Here is a 16,753-nt window from a genome sequence, read left to right as displayed (position 1 = left end):
CGTTTGGGATGTCAGTGGGATTGCGGGACGGGTTCGACGGGCGCGGTCTGCGCGCGCGACAATAGCAGGGTCAGGACCGCCGAGAGAACGAGCAGGCCGCTGACGAAATAGAGGCCGCCGACAAAACTGCCGGTCTGGTCCTTGATCCAGCCGATCATGGCGGGACCGGCGAAGCCGCCAAGATTGCCGATCGAGTTGATGGTGGCGATCCCTGCCGCGGCCGCGGGGCCGGACAGGAACAACGTCGGCATGCTCCACAGCGGCGGCTTGGCCGAAGAGATGCCGATGTTCACCATCGCCAGCGCGACCAGCACGGCGACGACGCCGGCCGCTAGGCCGGCATAGGCGAGGCCCGCAGCGGCGATCAGGCAGGCCCACACGACGTGCCAGGTGCGCTCGCCGGTGCGGTCCGAATGTCGCGCCCACAGGATCATGGCGACGACGGCGGCGGTTGCGGGCAATGCATTGAGGAAGCCGACCTGGAGCGAGGACAGGCCGAACTGCTTGATGATCTGCGGCGCCCAGACGCCGAGCGTGTAGAGGCCGGCCGAGGTGCCGAAATAGATCAGCGACAGCGCCAGGACCCGCGGGTCCGCAAGCCCGCGCCAGATGCTGTGGCTCGCGGTCGCGGCCTTGCTGGTGGTCTCAGCGTTCATGGTCTCGACCAGCCAGCGCCGCTCGTCCTCCGCAAGCCACTTCGCCTTCTCGGGGCGATCGGTCAGGAAACCAAGCACGACGAAGCCGAGCACCACGGCCGGCAGCGCCTCCAGCACGAACAGCCATTGCCAGCCCTTGAAGCCGAGATGGCCGTCCATCTCCAGCAACGCGCCCGATATCGGCGAGCCCAGCACGGTCGAGAGTGGCGCGGCCGCCATGAACAGCGCGGTCACCGCGGCACGCTGGCGCGCCGGGAACCAGTAGGAGAGGTAGAGAATGATGCCGGGAAAGAAGCCGGCTTCGGCGACGCCAAGCAGGAAGCGCAGCACGTAGAAGCTGGTCGTGCCCTGCACGAACGCCATCGCCGCCGACACGAGGCCCCAGGTGATCATCACCCGCGCAATCCAGATCCGCGCGCCGACCTTGTGCAGGATGATGTTGGATGGCACCTCGAACAGGAAATAGCCCCAGAAGAAGACGCCGGCGCCGAAGCCGTAGACCGTGGGCGACAGGCCGATGTCCTTGTTCATCGTCAGCGAGGCAAAGCCGATATTGACGCGGTCGATGAAGGCCACGAAGTACAGCAGCATGATGAAGGGAACGATGCGCCAGGTGATCTTGCGCAGCACGCGCGTCTGAATCTCGCTCGCCACCCTGGCCTCCCAAGTTCCGGTTTGTTGGTGTGTCGGCGGACCTGGAGGTCCACGCCGGCCATGAGCCTAGGCGGGGGAAGGAGGCATACTCAATTGGCGCTGGTTTATACAAAAAAATGATATAATTCTCGCTGGAAGGCCGCCACGCCGTCCTGGCCGGGCTTGTCCCGGCCATCCACGCCTTTCCTGGCGGCACAAAGAACGTGGATGCCCGGGCGTAGGCGAACGGAAGCGACGCCGTCCTTCGGACGGCTATGCCCGGGCATGACGACCTGGTGTAAATCGCTTGATGCGATTGCGTAGGGCGAGACCAGAGGACCTTGGATGGAATTGCATCAGTTGCGATGCTTCGTGGCGGCGGCCGAGCAACTGCATTTCGGCCATGCGGCGCAGCAGCTCCAGATGCTGCCTTCCGCGCTCGGCCGGCAGATCAGGCTGCTGGAAGAGGATCTGGGCACGCGGCTGTTCGCGCGGACGACGCGCGCGGTGTCGCTCACGGAAGACGGCTCGACACTGCTCCGTGATGCCCGCGCGATCCTCGCCAAGGTCGAGGCGGTCGAGAACAATCTGCGAAACCGCTCACGCGCAGGCGCCGCGCGGCGGCTCCGTGTCGGCGCCATCGACAGCGCGGCGGCAGGATTGCTGCCGGCGCTGCTGCGCGACTTCCGCGACAAGCATCCGGAGATCGCGGTGCAACTGCTCGAAGACAAGACCGTCCGGCTGCTGCCAAAGATCCTGACCGGCGCGCTCGATCTCGCTTTCGTCCGTCCGCCCGACAGCGCGGACAAGCGGCTCGAATTCCGCGATCTGCTCCAGGAGACCGCGATCGTGGCGTTCCCGCAGCGGCACGCGCTCGCCGAACGCAAGTCGGTCACATTGGCGCAGATCGCCGAGGAAGCGATGCTGGTGCCGGACCGCCGCTCGCGCCCGCACAGCCACGACCTCACCATAAAGCTGTTCGAGCAGGCCGGGTTGACGCCGCGCATCGTGCAGGTCGCCGACGAGAAGCAGACCATCATCCATCTGGTGGCCACGAAGCTCGGGGTCGCGATCGTGCCGCGCTGGACGACCCGGATGGCGGTATCAGGCGTGCGCTTCGTCCCGCTTCGGCCGAGGCAGAGCGGTCCCGTCGGCCGGCTGCCGCTCGCGGCCGCATGGCTGCGCGGCTCGCGCGACCCGGCCCGCGATGCCATGCTGGCGGTGCTCGAGGGGCGCCTGCGCAGCTATGCGCGGGAGGCGTGAGGAGCTATGACACTGGCTTCGACAGAAGGTGGATGCGATGACTGAACAGAAAGCGTCGGGCGAGTTGCGGGTTGCCATCGCGGGACTGGGCTCGATCGGCAGCAAGATCGCGACCGCGCTCGACGAGGGCATCGAGGGATTGACGCTGTCAGCCGTGGCCGTGCGCGATCCCGCAAAACATCAGGCCTTCCTCAACGGCTTGCGCCGCCCGCCGCAGATCATGCCGATCGACCAGCTCGGCGACGCCGCCGACATCGTGGTCGAGTGCGCACCGAGCAGCCAATTGCGCGCGATCGTCGAACCCGCTGTGAAGCGCGGCAAGGCCGCGGTCGTGGTCAGCGTCGGCGGACTGCTCGACAATTTTGATCTCGTCGATCTCGCCCGAACCAATGGCGGCAGAATCATCGTGCCGACCGGCGCGCTGATCGGGCTCGACGCCGTCGACGCCGCCGCGATCGGCACCATTCATTCGGTGAAGATGGTGACGCGCAAGCCGATCGACGGGTTGAGGGGCGCCCCGTTCATCGTCCAGAACAACATCGACATCGACAATCTGCGCGAGCCGCTCAAGCTGTTCGAGGGCACCGCGCGCGAGGCCGCAAAGGGCTTTCCAGCAAATCTCAACGTCGCGGTCGCGCTGTCGCTCGCGGGCGTCGGGCCGGACCGCACCTTCGTGCAGATCTGGGCCGACCCGACCGTGACGCGCAATGTTCACCGCATCGAGGTCGAGGCGGATTCGGCGCGCTTCTCGATGTCGATCGAGAACATCCCGTCCGAAAATCCCAAAACCGGGATCATCACCGCGCTGTCCGTGATCGCGCTGCTGCGCAAGCAGCGCGCCACGCTCTGTGTCGGAACGTAACCTCTACGCGCCCGTGACGCGCCAGATCACGTTGCCGACGTCGTCGGCCATCAGCAGCGACTTCTTGTCGGGTCCGATCACGACGCCAACCGGGCGGCCGTAGGATTCCTTCTCGTCCGGGGACAGGAAGCCCGACAGTATGTCGCGACCGGGGCCGGAAGGCTTGCCGTTCTCGAACGGGATGAACACCAGCTTGTAGCCGGACAGCGTGCTGCGATTCCACGAGCCGTGCTGGCCGATCACCATGCCGTCAGGGAAGCCGGGCAGGGTCCCTGCGGGCATCCAGCACAGGCCGAGCGAAGCGGTGTGACCGCCGAGCGCGTAGTCCGGTTGAAGCGCCTTGGCGACCTTCGCTGGATCCTGCGGTACGCGATCGTCGACCGTCTTGCCCCAGTAGCAATAGGGCCAGCCGTAGAAGCCGCCGTCGCGCACCGAGGTGAGATAGTCCGGCGGCGTCTCGTCGCCGAGACCGTCGCGCTCGTTGACGACGGTCCAGAGCACGCCGGTCGTTGGCTCCCACGCCAATCCGACCGGGTTGCGCAATCCGGCACCAAAGATGCGATGCGTGCCAGCGGCGAGATCGAGCTCGTAGACCGCGGCGCGGCCTTCCTCGACCTCCATGCCCATCTCGGCGATGTTGCTGAGCGAGCCGACGCCGGCATAGAGCTTCTTGCCGTCGGGGCTTGCGAGCAGGCTGCGCGTCCAGTGGCCGCTTGGCTTGAACGTGGTGAGCCGCTTGCCCGGCGCGGTGATGCGGTCGGCATTCGCGACATAGGGGAACGCCATCACGCCGTCGGTGTTGCCGACATAAAAGGTGTCGCCGACCAGTGCCATGCCGAACGGCTGGCTCAGATTTTCCATGAACGCGCCGCGATGCTCCGCGACGCCGTCGCCGTTCTTGTCGCGCAGCAGCGTGATGCGGTTGGCGCTGACGCCGAGCGCTGCGGCGCGCCGCATCGTCGCCTGCATCGCATAGTGAAACACCGACCTCGGCGCGCCCGCAATCTGCGTCGCCTCCGCGATCAGCACGTCGCCATTCGGCAGCACCTCGATCCAGCGCGGATGGTCGAGCCCGGTCGCGAACGCATTGACCTTGAGCCCGGGGGCGACCGTCGGCTTGTGGCCCTCGCTCCAGCCCCTGGCGGTCGGCATCTTCAGCGTCGGGATCGCGCCTTGCGGCTTCGCGTCGGGAATGGAGGGCGTCTGGCCCCAGGCCGGCGCAGGCACGGTGCCCGATAACTTCCGCCATTGCAGCGCGATGCCACCGAGGAGCGCAACGAACTGCGCGAAGATGCTGGAAAAAGTCATGAGAACCCCTGTCGAACCCTAGGCACAGTGCACAGTCCAACACCGGATCGCACCAAGCCCCGCGCGGGCTCAGGCCTGATCGTCGACCTCTCCAGATCCACGATGGATGTCGTCATGCCCAGTTGCGCGCGCATCCAACTGGTTAGCGGTAAAAAGGTCAACCGTTGCGGAACTCGACCGACGCCTATTCCCGCGGAATGGCAGCCGACCAAATTTGCATGGAGAGGGAAGGTCAGCGGCCGATCTGCCGGTCCAGCCGCCGGCGCGAGCCTCTGCTCCAACGCTAGGCACGCCCAAAGAACGTTGCCGACTGATTTTCCGTGCCATTGCCCGCCGCGCGCCGTCACGACATCTCCAGGCGTGCAACTGTTTAACCATCCGTTAACCACAGATGTTCATGATACTGCTCGTGTATGTGTGTTCGCGACGAGCTTGAACTGCATGGCGCAGCGTGGTTCCAGAGCGCCAGTTGGAGGGGATGAGGGCGTCCTGAGCTTTCCCTCACCGCTGGCACCAGACAAGGGAGCAACAGCTCTCGATCTGGTATATCAAGCGGCCGATGTCTTCCGCGATATGGAGAAGCACGCCCGCGAGACCGAAGCGCGTGCCCAATCGCTTTGCACGAGCGCCTTAGAAAGATTGCGGCTGGCCGAAGGGCGAGCGGAGGCCGCCGAGCGGGCACAGCGTGAACTCACCGTCACCACCGAACGTAAGTTGCAAGATGCTTGCCGAGCGCTGGAGCAAGCCCAGTGCTGCATTGAGGCTCAGAAGGATAAGTTGACGGCCGTAGAGCTTCGCGCCGAGGTTGCGGAAGCCGAAGCGCGACAAGCCAAGGAAGCGCTCGCGCTCGTTGAAGAGGCCATTCGCAAGCGTCTGCTTTGCGCAAATCCGCATGCCGATGGCAGGTTGGCAGCGGTAGCCTGATCAATTGCGACTGCAATGGCCCACTCTGGGGGCTACCGCGCGGACCGGCGCGGCACGGGCGAATTACCCCTGCTGCAAGTCTGAGCCAAACGATAACGAACTATTAACCATGTTGGGCTATCTTAAGAATTGGGCATTCGGGGCGCGTGTGCTGGCTTGCGGGCCAGCCGGTAGCGTAGGCGTGGACCCATGGCCCTTGACCCGGAAGAACTCGTCACCCTGACAGATCACGGCTCGATGAAACTGCGCGCGGCAGTATCGCGCGCGATGACGTTGCCACCCAAGGAACGCAAGCGGACGACAATCGTCCGCGAGGGTGAACCGGCGATCCTGCATTTCGAGCAGATCAAAAACCTTGCGGCGCGGTGGAACGAACGGCTCGCGCCAGTCGACTGACTAGTTTCGCTGTGCTGGTGTCAATCGGACCCCGAGCCCCCGAAGAGGCGGCCCGTGCACGGCCTCGTCGACCCCCGGTAAGCATGAGTTTGATGCCGGTCGCCGCATGCGGATTATCGTTCGTTGCGACCGGCGTCCGCGACGGCTGCCGAGATTTCTCGCAATGAGCGCCGACCGCCATTGGGCCGCACCCACACGGCTCATGGCTTTCGCTGCCCCGTTAAGATTTCATTAACCCTACTGGAGCAAGTCTTTTGGCTGGGGCCGGGCGGATCATTCGCAAGGAAAATCCCATGCCAAATCTGGAAGAGGCAATTCGCGAGCGCGCCTACCACCTCTGGGTCGCCGATGGTCAACCCGACGGAAAGGCGGAAGTCCATTGGATGCATGCTCAATGCGAAATTCTCGCGGCGTCGGTCGCAAGCCCTGCCGTGGCTGACATTGCAGTGACAAAACCCGCCAGAAGGGTGCGATTCCCGAAAAAGCAAAACTCGCGCTGACGGGTCGAGCGCGAGGACGTGCGCCATTCGCAATTCGGTCGGCAGGCTGCCGGTTGTCGTTAAATGACATCCAACGATGCGGGAATTGGCAGCCTCGCTAACCCAAATTTCTTCGAAAGGAACAGACAACAACACCTAGACTATTCGTCGGGTCGGCAGTTCAATTGGCGTTGGTTGATCGAGTCGGTTTCTCGCACCATCCAGCGCCGAGAGCGACGAGCGCCAACGTGACCAGAGCCGATGGCAACCAGTGTCCGACGGGACCAGCGTCCATAAGGCCAGCGTCAAAGAGGCCAGGGTCCAGAAGGCCAGCGTAAAGCGAGCATCAACCCTGCAAGCAGCCCGCCAAGTCTGCTCGCAGCCCAACTTGGCAAGACACGGCAAGGCCTTTGCCAGCGAAGAGCCTTTGAGGCTTTTGGGACCATCGGTCACTCCGATGGTCCCTTTTCATCGTGGTGCCATTGGCGCGAGACATCGGGCGGCTGGCGCTTCCGCGTTCACCATGCAATCGAGCGAGGAACGCTATTTGATCGTCGCGTGCACAGTGATTACCGACGTGCCAGAAGCTGTCGGTCCCTGACCCGTCGCTTTGATGGCAAAGGTATCGCTACCCTTATATTTGGCCTTTGCCTTGTATTCGAACGTAGACAGGTTGAGCCTTTTCAGCTTGCCGTGTGACGGCTTTTGAGAGATGTCCGAGCCACTCACCGTGCCGCGCATCTTGATTGGAAATTGGCAACTTCCTCCGGACGTGAGGTCAATGTCGGCCGTCGAGTTCTCGCCCCAATCCGCCAGTGTGCCTGAGATTGAGCATTCAGAAACGGCCGCCGCCCGAGATACAGACAGTAGGCTTGGAAAGCTAGCGATGAGCGCCAACGCGGCGACCTTTGACAACTGCATAATAGGCTTCTCCGTAGCGTTGTCAGTTTACGGACTTCGCTCCTCTGGCACCACCGCTAGGGCTAGGCGCATGCCCTCGCAGACCCGCTCTCGTCCTGCGAGATATTTCGTATTGTCGCTTGCTTGGCTGACAAGCAAGCGACTGATGGTAAAGCTTGGATCGAGCGCAAGTCCAACGCTAGCAGTAACGTCGTGCCGAGAAAGCGGAACGCAGCGACCGCGCCTTCGGGACGCTTCACCGCGGCGACAGGAACGGAATGATCATCGGCACGCGGCGGCAATAGGCGCCGTAAGCGTCTTCGCCGAGCTCCTTGGACAGAAACACCTCTTCCATCCGGCCCTTCTGCCACATGCCGAGCGAGATCAGGATCGCGCCGAGCATGGCGGTCACCGTGCCGACCGCGATGCCGGTCACCAGCATGCCGAGGATCAGGCCGGTGTAGATCGGATGGCGCACGATGCCGTACGGGCCGGTGTCGATGACGCGGTGGTCTTCCTTGTGGGTGATGGTGTTGGACCAGAACTGGCCGAGATGCAGCCGTCCCCACCAGGTGAAGGAGATGCCGGCGAGCACGATCAGCGCCACGATGTAGACGCCGGCGTTGCTGAACACCCAAAGCGGCTTTTCACCGAGCACTTCCGCGGTCCATGGCGTGAACAGGATGCCGCCCACCAGGATCGGGATGCGATAGCGGCCGGACTCCAGCGTCATCACCTGCTTCTGGGTGCGGCCCTGCCAGAACGAGGCGCCGACCCAGCTTGCGAGCCAGGCGAGCCAGATCAGGGCGAGCAGTTGTGTCGGCCAGGTCGTGGTCCAGCCACCCCAGGCGACAGAGAGAAGCTTGCTGAAATCGAAGGACATGAAGGTTCTTTGCGTTAGGCGGCGGCGTCAGCCCGCGCGCGAGGAGAGCGCGTGATGCTTGATGGCGCCGGAGGGCTGCTGGCCGTTGCGGGCGAGCAGATGGGTGATGGTTTCACGCAGCACGGGCTCGATCGGGCGCGGCGAATAGCCGAGCTCGTTACGGGCTTTGCCGATCGAAAGATCGCTCGCGGCAAGTGCGATGCGCACGCCCTCGGCGGTGCCGTTCGGCGGCCGGCGCGTGATGCGATCGGAGATGGATTCGAGCATGATCGCGGAGAGCTCGGCGATCTTGCCGGGCACGACGACCGGAAACTGCCGGCGGCCGCTCATCGCCGACATCATCCGCAGGATGTCGCCGAGCGGGACGCAGTCGCCGCCGAGGATGTAACGCTGGCCGGTGCGGCCGCGCTCCATGGTCAGCACGAGGCCCATCGCGACGTCGCGGACATCGACGAGATTGACCAGGAAGTTGAGATGCGGCTGCACCTTCTTCTGGAGGAAGTACCACAGCATCGCGGTCGGCGGCGTCAGATTGTGGTCGGCGGCACCGATCGGCATGGTCGGCGTGCCGATCACGAGCGGAAAGCCACTGGCCGCGGCCTTGGCGGCGTGATGCTCGGCGAGCGACTTCGAGCGCGTATAGGCGCCGGGCATCGCGTCGGCCGGCTGCAGCGCCTCCTCGGCGGCAACGCCGTTGAGATTGGAATAGGGGAACAGGATCGATTCCGTCGAGCAGTGCAAAAAGCGCGAGACGCCGCGCTTCATTGCGGCTGCGAGCACCACTTCGGTGCCGCGGCAATTGACCTCGTGAAAGTCCTGCTTGTTGGCCGCCCACATGCCGGGCAGGCCGGCGAGGTGATAGACCTGATCGACGCCCGCGACGGCAGCATCGACCGCGGTGCTATCCAGCACCGAGCCGTGGACATGCTCAACGTCGGTGTTCGCCGCGGCCGGCGGACGAACGTCGAGCACACGCACCCGCTGCCCACGGGCGCGGAGCGCTTCTACGAGATGATGTCCGATGAAGCCGCTGCCACCGGTAACCAGTACGAGAGCCATGCAGAAGGTTTGCTGTTTCGCTTCTAGAGCTATCGGGTTGAAAGGGAATTGGCCGGAACAGGCGCCAGAATCGCGGCAAGGTCGCGACGGAAGCCCAATGCAATGAATAATTTCGCCATGACAAACATCGGTCCAAGCAGGAAATGCGCGGGATGGTCGACCATCGACGGCTGCCGTTCCTCGAAAACCTTGTGGCCCACGATCTGGGCTGCGACGCCAAATCCGATCAGCACCGCAAAAATCGACCACATCATGACGATCGAGACCTGATTGCCGATCGCGGTTGCGACCGATAGCAGCACGGTCATCGCGGCGAGGATGCCGAGCCCGACCCCGGCGTCCAGCATCAGCCAGTAAACCAGCACCGGCAGGGCCGCAATCACGGCCAGGCTCACCTCGATCCCGAAAATCGGGAAACGCACGAGGGTCAGCGGCAGCACGGCGCCGGTGAAGAGCAGGAGGATACCGACCACGTGCATCGCGCAGTTCCAGGGATCGCGATGATATTCGACGTAGTCGGCCAGTTGGCGTTGAAAATAACTGGCCATCTCGGTCTCGTGCAGCATGGGGTCGGGAAGGGCGAGAACAGGCTATAGCACCGGATAGAGCAGTGCACAAACCGGCCCGCGTGTCGCGCAAAGCATGGCTGTTGCGCTTTCGACAGGCCGCAAAACGGTCAGGACTTCAAGGGGTTCCGTCAGGTGGCGCGCGCTCGCTCAGCGCTTCTTGGCGGGCTTTTTCGCCGCAGGCGCAGGCGCCGCAGCCGGACGCGCAGGCGCGTCCTCCGGCACCTTGGCATAGGTCAGGATTTGCAGCTGGCCGTTGACGGCCGAGGTCGGCTTGGCCCGGTCGAGGAACTGCTCCTCGCCGAGACCAACCGGATGCAGCCGCTTGGTCGAGATCTTGAAGGTGTTCACCAGGACGTCACGGATCGCGTCGGCGCGTCGCTGGCTCAGGATCGCATTGGCCTCGCGCGTCTTTGCATTGGACTCGACGTGGCCGACGATCAGGAACGTGTAGGGCAGCAGGGAGGAGTGGACCAGCGCGTCCGCGATGCGGCCGACGGTCTGGTAGGACGCCGGCTGGATGATCGGTGTGTCGGCGTCGAACTGGATCTGCGCGTTGAAGGCGGGCAGGTTGGCCAGATCAGGCGCGATCAGCGGCCGGTTCACCGGACCCGGGTCGTTCTTGATCCTGGTCTTGGCGCGCTCCATCACCTGTGTCTTCAGCGCGGGAAGGTCGACCTCGGCGGCCTGTTCGAAATGGTTGAGCCTGCCGACGATGTCGTCACGGGTCGGCGCCGCCGTCTGCGCGCTTGCTGCGCCCGCGAGCAGGGCCAAGACCGGGACCCCGACCAGCGTGATGGCGATTCGGCTCGCGCGCATCACCGATACCCCGCGTCGTCCACGGCCTTCAGGCAGTTGTTGCTGATGCCCTTGGGCGTCGAGACCAGACAGGGGATCGACTTGCTGGTCTCCTTGGTCGAGCCGCCGCAGACCTTGACGATCTCGCGCTGGCAGGCGTTCGCCACCGTGACGCGCGCGGCGACGCGCTTCTGGATGGCGTCGAAGGCGCCGAGATAATCGCTCTGGCACTGCTGGGAGAGCACGTCGCGGTTGCGTGACAGGCACTCCTTCAGCCGGGTCGAGTCCGGATTGACGCCGCGGCAATTGGCGACGATTTCCGCACCACAGCTCGCCGCCAGCTTTCCGATCGAATCGCCAAAGCTCATGGTCTCCGCCGCCGCAAGCGACGGCATAACCAATGCAAGCGCGATCAATGTGATGGAGCCCCGGACCATGGCTGCATCTGATACGGGGAAGTTCGCGGTGGTCAAGGGCTGTTCGGGCCAGAACTGTCGAACGCCCGGCGAGTGCGGCGAACAGTCCTCACTCAGTCGGGTCCGCGAGGGGCGGCCATTCGATCAGGGCGACCGTGTGGTTCCTGAGGTCGTCGGCCACATCAGGATCGGCCTTGAGCTCGTCCAACGTCCGCGGCGGGGGAAGCTGGCGGCCGTCCGCGATCAGCTCCTGCGCATAGAATGCGAGCGCCTCGGGCGCATTCTCCAGGGCCTCGTCGACGTCGTCGCCGCCGGAAATGCAGCCGGGCAGATCCGGAAACCACAAGCTGACGGCGTCGTCCGGGCCGGCGTCTTCGATGATGGCAACGTACTCAGCCATCTCGGGCCTCACGCCCGCTGCACGAAACTGTCCACGACCTTCTTCTCGCCGGCCTTGTCGAAGGCGATGGTGAGCTTGTTGCCGTCGATCTTGGTGACGCGGCCGTAGCCGAATTTCTGGTGGAAGACGCGGTCCGAGAGCGAGAATTCGGAGGTCGTGCCGGTGGATTTGGCGACCAGCTCGCCCTCGATCGTCATCGGCCCGCGGCGGCGGGACGAGAAGCTGCCGAAATCGGGTGAGGACGACGAGGACGAGAACGACGAAGCCTCCTCCTCGAAACCGCCGCTTCTGCCGCCGCCCCGATTGCGATTGGCCTGGGCGCGCTGCCAGCCCGGCGTCGAATAGCTCGACCCAAAGGCCTCCATGTCGTCGAAGCGCGAGGCGCCGTAGCCGCCGGTGCCGCCCCAGGCCGAGCCGCCCTTGGATTCCGTGATCTCGACATTGGCCGCTGGTAATTCGTCCAGGAAGCGCGACGGGATCGTGGTCGACCAGGTGCCATGAATCCGGCGGTTGGTCGCAAAGTAGATTTTGGCGCGGCGGCGGGCGCGGGTCAGGCCGACATGGCCGAGCCGGCGCTCTTCCTCCAGGCCCGCGCGGCCCTGCTCGTCCAGCGTGCGCTGGCTCGGGAACAGGCCTTCCTCCCAGCCCGGCAGGAACACGTTGTCGAATTCGAGGCCCTTGGCCGAATGCAGCGTCATCAGCGACACCGCGTCTTCCTCGGCGCCGTTGTCGCGGTCCATCACCAGCGAGATGTGCTCCAAGAACCCTTGCAGGTTCTCGAACTCCTCCATCGAGCGCACCAGTTCTTTCAGGTTCTCCAGCCGGCCGGCAGCGTCCGCCGAGCGGTCCTTCTGCCACATCTCGGTATAGCCGCTCTCGTCGAGCACGATCTGGGCGAGATCGGTGTGAGCTGTGACCTCGCGCTGGGCGCGCCAGCGGTCGAACTGGGCGACGACATCGCGCAGACTTCCGCGCGCCTTCGGCTTCAGCTCGTCGGTCTCGACCACCGCGCGCGCCGCTTCGAACAGGGGAATGCGGCGCTTGCGGGCGTGGTCGTGCAGCATCTGCACGGTGGCGTCGCCAAGGCCGCGCTTGGGCACGTTGACGATGCGCTCGAAGGCGAGATCGTCGGCCGGTGAATTGATGACGCGTAAGTATGCCAGTGCGTCGCGGATTTCCGCGCGCTCGTAGAAGCGCGGGCCGCCGATGACGCGGTAGGGCAGGCCGAGCGTGACGAAACGGTCTTCGAACTCGCGCATCTGGTAGGAGGCGCGCACGAGAATGGCGATCTCGTTCAGCTTCTCGCCCTGGCGCTGGAGCTGCTCGATCTCCTCGCCGATGCCGCGGGCTTCCTCTTCGGAATCCCACGAGCCCGTCACCGTGACCTTCTCGCCGTCATGGTCCTCGGTGCGCAGCGTCTTGCCGAGCCGGCCCTCGTTATGTGCGATCAGGTGCGAAGCGGCGGCGAGGATATGGCCGGTCGAGCGGTAATTGCGCTCGAGGCGGATCACCTTGGCGCCGGGAAAATCATGGTCGAAGCGCAGGATGTTGTCGACCTCGGCGCCGCGCCAGCCGTAGATCGACTGGTCGTCGTCGCCGACGCAGCAGATGTTTTTGACGTGGGGTGTCTGCTCGCTCGCCCCGCTTGCGGGGGCGCGACGAGCTTCGCTCGTGCTGAGAGCGTCGGGCTGAGGGGCTGTCTCCACGAGTTCAGTCTGCGGAGAGTCCCCTTCACCCGCATCGCTTTGCGATGCGACCTCTCCCCGCACGCGGGGAGAGGTGAAGGAGGGAGACGTCGGCGCCTGCGACAGCAGCCGCAGCCACAGATATTGCGCGACGTTGGTGTCCTGATATTCGTCGACCAGGATGAATTTGAAGCGCTGCTGATATTGCCGCAGGATGTCCGGGTGCTCGCGGAAGATCCGGATGTCCTCGAGCAGCAGATCGCCGAAATCGGCGGCGTTCAAGATCTTCAGCCGCTCCTGGTAGCTCGCATAGAGCTTGCCGCCCTTGCCGTTGGCGAAGACGGCGGCTTCGCCCGACGGCACCTGCGACGGCGTCAGGCCGCGGTTCTTCCAGCCGTCGATCAGGCCGGCCAGCATGCGCGCCGGCCAGCGCTTGTCGTCGATGTTGTCGGCCTGCAGCAACTGCTTGAGCAGGCGCACCTGGTCATCGGTGTCCAGCACGGTGAAATTCGATTTGAGCTGCGCCAGCTCGGCATGCGTGCGCAGGATGCGGCCGCCGATGGAGTGGAAGGTGCCGAGCCACGGCATGCCTTCCACCGCATGGCCGAGCATCTGGCCGAGCCGGTGCTTCATCTCGCGCGCGGCCTTGTTGGTGAAGGTCACCGACAGGATCTCGGCGGGGCGGGCGCGGCCCTGACTGAGGATGTGGGCGATGCGCGTGGTCAGAACGCGCGTCTTGCCGGTACCGGCGCCGGCCAGCACCAGGACCGGGCCGTCCAGTGTCTCGACGGCATCGCGCTGCTCCGGATTGAGCCCGGACAGATATTTCGGGCCCACCGAGGCGCGCGCACGCGCGGCGATGCCGCCGGCTGCGGGCTGGTGGTCGGGGACGCTGGTGATCTTGCTCGGCTCGGTCATGCGAATCATTGGCCCCACGATGGCACCGCGGGGTGTTGGAAGGGAGCCTTCATAACAGGGATTGCTGCCTATATGGGGCGCCGGGGCGGGTTTTTCCACGTGCGCGGCGGGCCGATTTGTTCCTCCGGCGAGGACGAATTTCCACCTTGCGTCGCCCGGAACCATCGTTCCCGCGTCGAGATTGTCTGGACAGGTGGCGCGGCCAGCCGCGCCGACGCAGACAGACATCAAGACGAGGGTTTGACCATGCTAGGCTGGGTTGTGACGTTTCTGGTTATCGCACTGATCGCCGGCATCCTGGGCTTCGGCGGCATCGCCGGCGCCTCGATCGAGATCGCCAAGATCATCTTCTTCATCGCGGTCGTGCTGTTCCTGGTCTCGGCCGTGGTGGGCCTCGCCCGGGGCCGTAACAGGATATAGCGCGGTCTGATTCGTGCATGATCTTACCGGAAAACCGCTTCACACTTTGCGCGAACGCGGCCCTTCGGGTCCGGATCATGCACTACCGCTTCGGGGGCATTGCCACGTTCCGGCCGATGCCCTCGGGCCGCGGCACGGCGCTGTGGGCGCCCACGACGGCTGCAATGCGCTGCCGGATATCGGGCGGAAAGGCCGCCACCTTTCGCGAGCCCATGTCGATGTGGAGCGACATGTTCTCGGAGGTCGCCGACAGCCAGCCCTCGGTCGCGTGCCGCAACTCCTCGAACGTGTGCAGCCGCTTGTCGTCGGCTTCGAGCAGCCAGACCGACACTTGCACGGGATCGCCGAGGTGGATTTCACGCAAATACCGCACATGGCATTCGGCAGTGAAGGTCGAGCCGCCTCGCTCCTTCATGTAGCCCGGCCCGATCCCGAGCTGTAACCACATCTGGTCGATCGCGCGGTCGAACATCACGTTGTAATAGGCCATGTTGAGATGGCCGTTATAGTCGATCCATTGCGGCTCGATCTGCATGATCGACGAGCGGAACGGCTCGGCAGCGGCGGTCTCCGGCATGTGTCTTTCCTGCTATGCGTCCGGTCGCTTGACTTGACCGGTCAGATGTCCTTTGCCACGGTCCTTCTGTCGGGAGGAATGTCCGTGGGTACGACCATCACCAATAATCCGCCGCGGGTCGAGCCGAAAGCCCTCGCAAGCGCGCTGGAGCAGCTTGCCGCGCGCTTCGGCAACCGCCTCATCACCTCGCAGGCCGTTCGCGAGCAGCACGGCCATACCACCACGTGGATCGTCAACCAGCCGCCGGACGGCGTGGTGATGGCGCAGGAGACAGCCGACATCCAGGACGTGGTGCGGATCTGCGCCAGGAACCGCGTCCCCGTCATCGCCTTCGGCACCGGCACCTCGCTCGAGGGCCAGGTCAACGCGCCCGCCGGCGGCATCTCGATCGACCTGCGCGACATGAACAAGGTGCTCGCGGTGCATGCCGAGGACCTCGACTGCGTGATCCAGCCCGGCGTCACCCGCAAGGCGCTGAACGAACATCTGCGCGACCAGGGCCTGTTCTTCCCCATCGATCCCGGCGCGGATGCTTCGCTCGGCGGCATGGCCTCGACCCGCGCCTCCGGCACCAACGCGGTGCGCTACGGCACCATGCGCGACAGCGTGCTGGCGCTGAAGGTCGTGCGCGGCGACGGCGAGATCATCACCACGGGCACGCGCGCCAAGAAATCATCCGCCGGCTATGACCTGACGCATCTGTTCGTCGGCGCCGAAGGTACGCTCGGCATCATCTCCGAGCTGACCATTCGCCTGCGCGGCATCCCCGACACGATCGCGGCCGGCGCGGTGTCGTTCGAGACCGTGCACGGCGCGTGTCAGGCCGTGATCCTGGCGATCCAGACCGGCATTCCCGTGGCACGCATCGAGCTGCTCAACGCCGCGCAGGTGAAGGCCTGCAACGCTTATTCGAAGCTGACGCTGCCGGAAACGCCGCTGCTGCTGATGGAATTCCACGGCAGCGAGGTCGAGGTCGGCGAGCAGTCCAAGGCGTTCGGCGAGATCGCCAAGGATTGCGGCGGCGGCGATTTCTCCTGGACCACCAAGCCTGAGGATCGCACAAAGCTGTGGCAGGCGCGGCACGATGCTTATTGGTCGGTGAAGGCGCTGCGGCCCGGCGACAGCATCGGCGTGGTTGCAACCGACGTCTGCGTGCCGATCTCGCGTCTTGCCGATTGCGTCAGCGAGACCGAGGAAGACCTCAAGCGGCTCAACCTGCTGTCGCCGATCGTCGGCCATGTCGGCGACGGCAATTTCCACTGCTCGCTGGTCTGCGACACCAACGATGCCGCCGAGATGGCGCGCGGCGAGGAGTTCATGCATCGCCTGGTCGAGCGCGCGCAGGCGATGGACGGCACCTGCACCGGTGAGCACGGCATCGGCCAGGGCAAGCAGAAATATCTCAAGGCGGAACTCGGCCCCGAAGCGCTCGACGCGATGCGGGCACTGAAAAAGGCGCTCGATCCGCTCAACATCTTCAATCCCGGCAAGATCGTGCCCGAGGCATAGCGCGGCCGGCTGCGTCGCGGTCGCGGAACTTTCGGCAGTCAGGCCGGTTCCAATTTCGTCAATTTCCGATGCCTCAATGGCGCGGCTCTGCCGGAGGATGC

Annotated in this window: 18 protein-coding genes; 7 read left to right on the top strand and 11 right to left on the bottom strand. The window is 64.7% G+C overall.

Features of this window, described 5'->3' with window-relative positions:
* Positions 1–11: 11 nt before the first annotated feature.
* Positions 12–1,310 carry an MFS transporter gene (locus tag JQ627_RS31935; RefSeq protein ID WP_212488333.1) on the bottom strand — a complete coding sequence of 433 codons (1,299 nt, stop codon included), beginning with the start codon at positions 1,308–1,310 and terminating at the stop codon, positions 12–14.
* A 324-nt stretch (positions 1,311–1,634) separates the two neighbouring features.
* Here JQ627_RS31935 and JQ627_RS31930 point away from each other — a divergent pair, with 324 nt between their 5' ends.
* Together JQ627_RS31930 and JQ627_RS31925 are read left to right on the top strand one after the other, a co-directional pair.
* A complete protein-coding gene (locus JQ627_RS31930) occupies positions 1,635–2,552 on the top strand; it encodes a LysR family transcriptional regulator (protein WP_212488332.1) in 918 nt (305 codons plus the stop codon).
* 37 nt (positions 2,553–2,589) lie between these two features.
* A complete protein-coding gene (locus tag JQ627_RS31925) occupies positions 2,590–3,414 on the top strand; it encodes an aspartate dehydrogenase (protein WP_212488331.1) in 825 nt (274 codons plus the stop codon).
* Positions 3,415–3,417: 3 nt separating this feature from the next.
* On the opposite strand, the gene JQ627_RS31920 is transcribed toward JQ627_RS31925, so the two are convergent.
* Positions 3,418–4,722, bottom strand: coding sequence for a sorbosone dehydrogenase family protein (locus JQ627_RS31920; RefSeq protein WP_212488330.1), 1,305 nt, complete (start codon positions 4,720–4,722; stop codon positions 3,418–3,420).
* A gap of 441 nt (positions 4,723–5,163) precedes the next feature.
* Between JQ627_RS31920 and JQ627_RS31915 the strand changes: the two genes are divergently transcribed.
* The 3 genes from JQ627_RS31915 to JQ627_RS31905 all read left to right on the top strand — a co-directional run bounded on the left by JQ627_RS31915 (position 5,164) and on the right by JQ627_RS31905 (position 6,542).
* Complete coding sequence (locus tag JQ627_RS31915) at positions 5,164–5,646, top strand: hypothetical protein (protein WP_080584010.1); 483 nt, start codon at positions 5,164–5,166, stop codon at positions 5,644–5,646.
* Between the two features lie 189 nt (positions 5,647–5,835).
* Positions 5,836–6,042, top strand: a complete 207-nt coding sequence (locus JQ627_RS31910) for a hypothetical protein (protein WP_014492997.1) — start codon at positions 5,836–5,838, stop codon at positions 6,040–6,042.
* 293 nt (positions 6,043–6,335) lie between these two features.
* Entirely contained in the window at positions 6,336–6,542 is a 207-nt protein-coding gene (locus JQ627_RS31905) for a DUF2934 domain-containing protein (protein ID WP_212488329.1), read from the top strand.
* A gap of 522 nt (positions 6,543–7,064) precedes the next feature.
* Here JQ627_RS31905 and JQ627_RS31900 read toward each other — a convergent pair.
* The 8 genes from JQ627_RS31900 to JQ627_RS31865 all read right to left on the bottom strand — a co-directional run bounded on the left by JQ627_RS31900 (position 7,065) and on the right by JQ627_RS31865 (position 14,155).
* Positions 7,065–7,442, bottom strand: a complete 378-nt coding sequence (locus JQ627_RS31900) for a hypothetical protein (protein WP_212488328.1) — start codon at positions 7,440–7,442, stop codon at positions 7,065–7,067.
* 235 nt (positions 7,443–7,677) lie between these two features.
* Positions 7,678–8,304 carry an isoprenylcysteine carboxylmethyltransferase family protein gene (locus tag JQ627_RS31895; RefSeq protein WP_028147658.1) on the bottom strand — a complete coding sequence of 209 codons (627 nt, stop codon included), beginning with the start codon at positions 8,302–8,304 and terminating at the stop codon, positions 7,678–7,680.
* A 27-nt stretch (positions 8,305–8,331) separates the two neighbouring features.
* Positions 8,332–9,363: an NAD-dependent epimerase/dehydratase family protein gene (locus JQ627_RS31890; RefSeq protein ID WP_212488327.1), complete on the bottom strand. Its 1,032-nt coding sequence runs from the start codon at positions 9,361–9,363 to the stop codon at positions 8,332–8,334.
* 29 nt (positions 9,364–9,392) lie between these two features.
* A complete protein-coding gene (locus tag JQ627_RS31885; protein WP_212488326.1) occupies positions 9,393–9,929 on the bottom strand; it encodes a DUF962 domain-containing protein in 537 nt (178 codons plus the stop codon).
* A gap of 150 nt (positions 9,930–10,079) precedes the next feature.
* Positions 10,080–10,748 carry an OmpA family protein gene (locus tag JQ627_RS31880; RefSeq protein WP_212488325.1) on the bottom strand — a complete coding sequence of 223 codons (669 nt, stop codon included), beginning with the start codon at positions 10,746–10,748 and terminating at the stop codon, positions 10,080–10,082.
* Positions 10,748–11,164, bottom strand: a complete 417-nt coding sequence (locus JQ627_RS31875; RefSeq protein WP_212488324.1) for a hypothetical protein — start codon at positions 11,162–11,164, stop codon at positions 10,748–10,750. The genes JQ627_RS31880 and JQ627_RS31875 overlap by 1 nt, the downstream gene beginning before the upstream one ends.
* 88 nt (positions 11,165–11,252) lie before the next feature.
* Positions 11,253–11,543, bottom strand: coding sequence for a type II toxin-antitoxin system HicB family antitoxin (locus JQ627_RS31870; RefSeq protein WP_212488323.1), 291 nt, complete (start codon positions 11,541–11,543; stop codon positions 11,253–11,255).
* An 8-nt stretch (positions 11,544–11,551) separates the two neighbouring features.
* Positions 11,552–14,155: an ATP-dependent helicase gene (locus tag JQ627_RS31865; RefSeq protein WP_212488322.1), complete on the bottom strand. Its 2,604-nt coding sequence runs from the start codon at positions 14,153–14,155 to the stop codon at positions 11,552–11,554.
* A 237-nt stretch (positions 14,156–14,392) separates the two neighbouring features.
* Between JQ627_RS31865 and JQ627_RS31860 the strand changes: the two genes are divergently transcribed.
* Positions 14,393–14,566, top strand: a complete 174-nt coding sequence (locus tag JQ627_RS31860; RefSeq protein ID WP_008556598.1) for a DUF1328 domain-containing protein — start codon at positions 14,393–14,395, stop codon at positions 14,564–14,566.
* A gap of 82 nt (positions 14,567–14,648) precedes the next feature.
* Here the strand turns inward: JQ627_RS31860 and JQ627_RS31855 are convergent, their stop codons facing one another.
* A complete protein-coding gene (locus tag JQ627_RS31855) occupies positions 14,649–15,143 on the bottom strand; it encodes a thioesterase family protein (protein ID WP_212488321.1) in 495 nt (164 codons plus the stop codon).
* Positions 15,144–15,227: 84 nt separating this feature from the next.
* Here JQ627_RS31855 and JQ627_RS31850 point away from each other — a divergent pair, with 84 nt between their 5' ends.
* Positions 15,228–16,652 (top strand): FAD-binding oxidoreductase, encoded by a 1,425-nt coding sequence (locus JQ627_RS31850; RefSeq protein WP_212488320.1) that lies wholly within the window; start codon positions 15,228–15,230, stop codon positions 16,650–16,652.
* The last annotated feature ends 101 nt before the right edge of the window (positions 16,653–16,753 follow it).

Origin of the sequence: Bradyrhizobium liaoningense, assembly GCF_018130785.1 — a bacterium.
GTDB classification, from domain to species: Bacteria; Pseudomonadota; Alphaproteobacteria; order Rhizobiales; family Xanthobacteraceae; genus Bradyrhizobium; species Bradyrhizobium liaoningense_A.
This window is presented reverse-complemented; position numbering and strand designations above follow the sequence as displayed.

Bases quoted from the DNA above. Each gene is read 5' to 3' on its own strand.
- JQ627_RS31930 (WP_212488332.1), top strand. From the start codon at position 1,635: ATGGAATTGCATCAGTTGCGATGCTTCGTGGCGGCGGCCGAGCAACTG.
- JQ627_RS31925 (WP_212488331.1), top strand. From the start codon at position 2,590: ATGACTGAACAGAAAGCGTCGGGCGAGTTGCGGGTTGCCATCGCGGGA.
- JQ627_RS31920 (WP_212488330.1), bottom strand. From the start codon at position 4,722: ATGACTTTTTCCAGCATCTTCGCGCAGTTCGTTGCGCTCCTCGGTGGC.
- JQ627_RS31915 (WP_080584010.1), top strand. From the start codon at position 5,164: ATGGCGCAGCGTGGTTCCAGAGCGCCAGTTGGAGGGGATGAGGGCGTC.
- JQ627_RS31910 (WP_014492997.1), top strand. From the start codon at position 5,836: ATGGCCCTTGACCCGGAAGAACTCGTCACCCTGACAGATCACGGCTCG.
- JQ627_RS31905 (WP_212488329.1), top strand. From the start codon at position 6,336: ATGCCAAATCTGGAAGAGGCAATTCGCGAGCGCGCCTACCACCTCTGG.
- JQ627_RS31900 (WP_212488328.1), bottom strand. From the start codon at position 7,442: ATGCAGTTGTCAAAGGTCGCCGCGTTGGCGCTCATCGCTAGCTTTCCA.
- JQ627_RS31895 (WP_028147658.1), bottom strand. From the start codon at position 8,304: ATGTCCTTCGATTTCAGCAAGCTTCTCTCTGTCGCCTGGGGTGGCTGG.
- JQ627_RS31890 (WP_212488327.1), bottom strand. From the start codon at position 9,363: ATGGCTCTCGTACTGGTTACCGGTGGCAGCGGCTTCATCGGACATCAT.
- JQ627_RS31885 (WP_212488326.1), bottom strand. From the start codon at position 9,929: ATGCTGCACGAGACCGAGATGGCCAGTTATTTTCAACGCCAACTGGCC.
- JQ627_RS31880 (WP_212488325.1), bottom strand. From the start codon at position 10,748: ATGCGCGCGAGCCGAATCGCCATCACGCTGGTCGGGGTCCCGGTCTTG.
- JQ627_RS31875 (WP_212488324.1), bottom strand. From the start codon at position 11,164: ATGGTCCGGGGCTCCATCACATTGATCGCGCTTGCATTGGTTATGCCG.
- JQ627_RS31870 (WP_212488323.1), bottom strand. From the start codon at position 11,543: ATGGCTGAGTACGTTGCCATCATCGAAGACGCCGGCCCGGACGACGCC.
- JQ627_RS31865 (WP_212488322.1), bottom strand. From the start codon at position 14,155: ATGATTCGCATGACCGAGCCGAGCAAGATCACCAGCGTCCCCGACCAC.
- JQ627_RS31860 (WP_008556598.1), top strand. From the start codon at position 14,393: ATGCTAGGCTGGGTTGTGACGTTTCTGGTTATCGCACTGATCGCCGGC.
- JQ627_RS31855 (WP_212488321.1), bottom strand. From the start codon at position 15,143: ATGCCGGAGACCGCCGCTGCCGAGCCGTTCCGCTCGTCGATCATGCAG.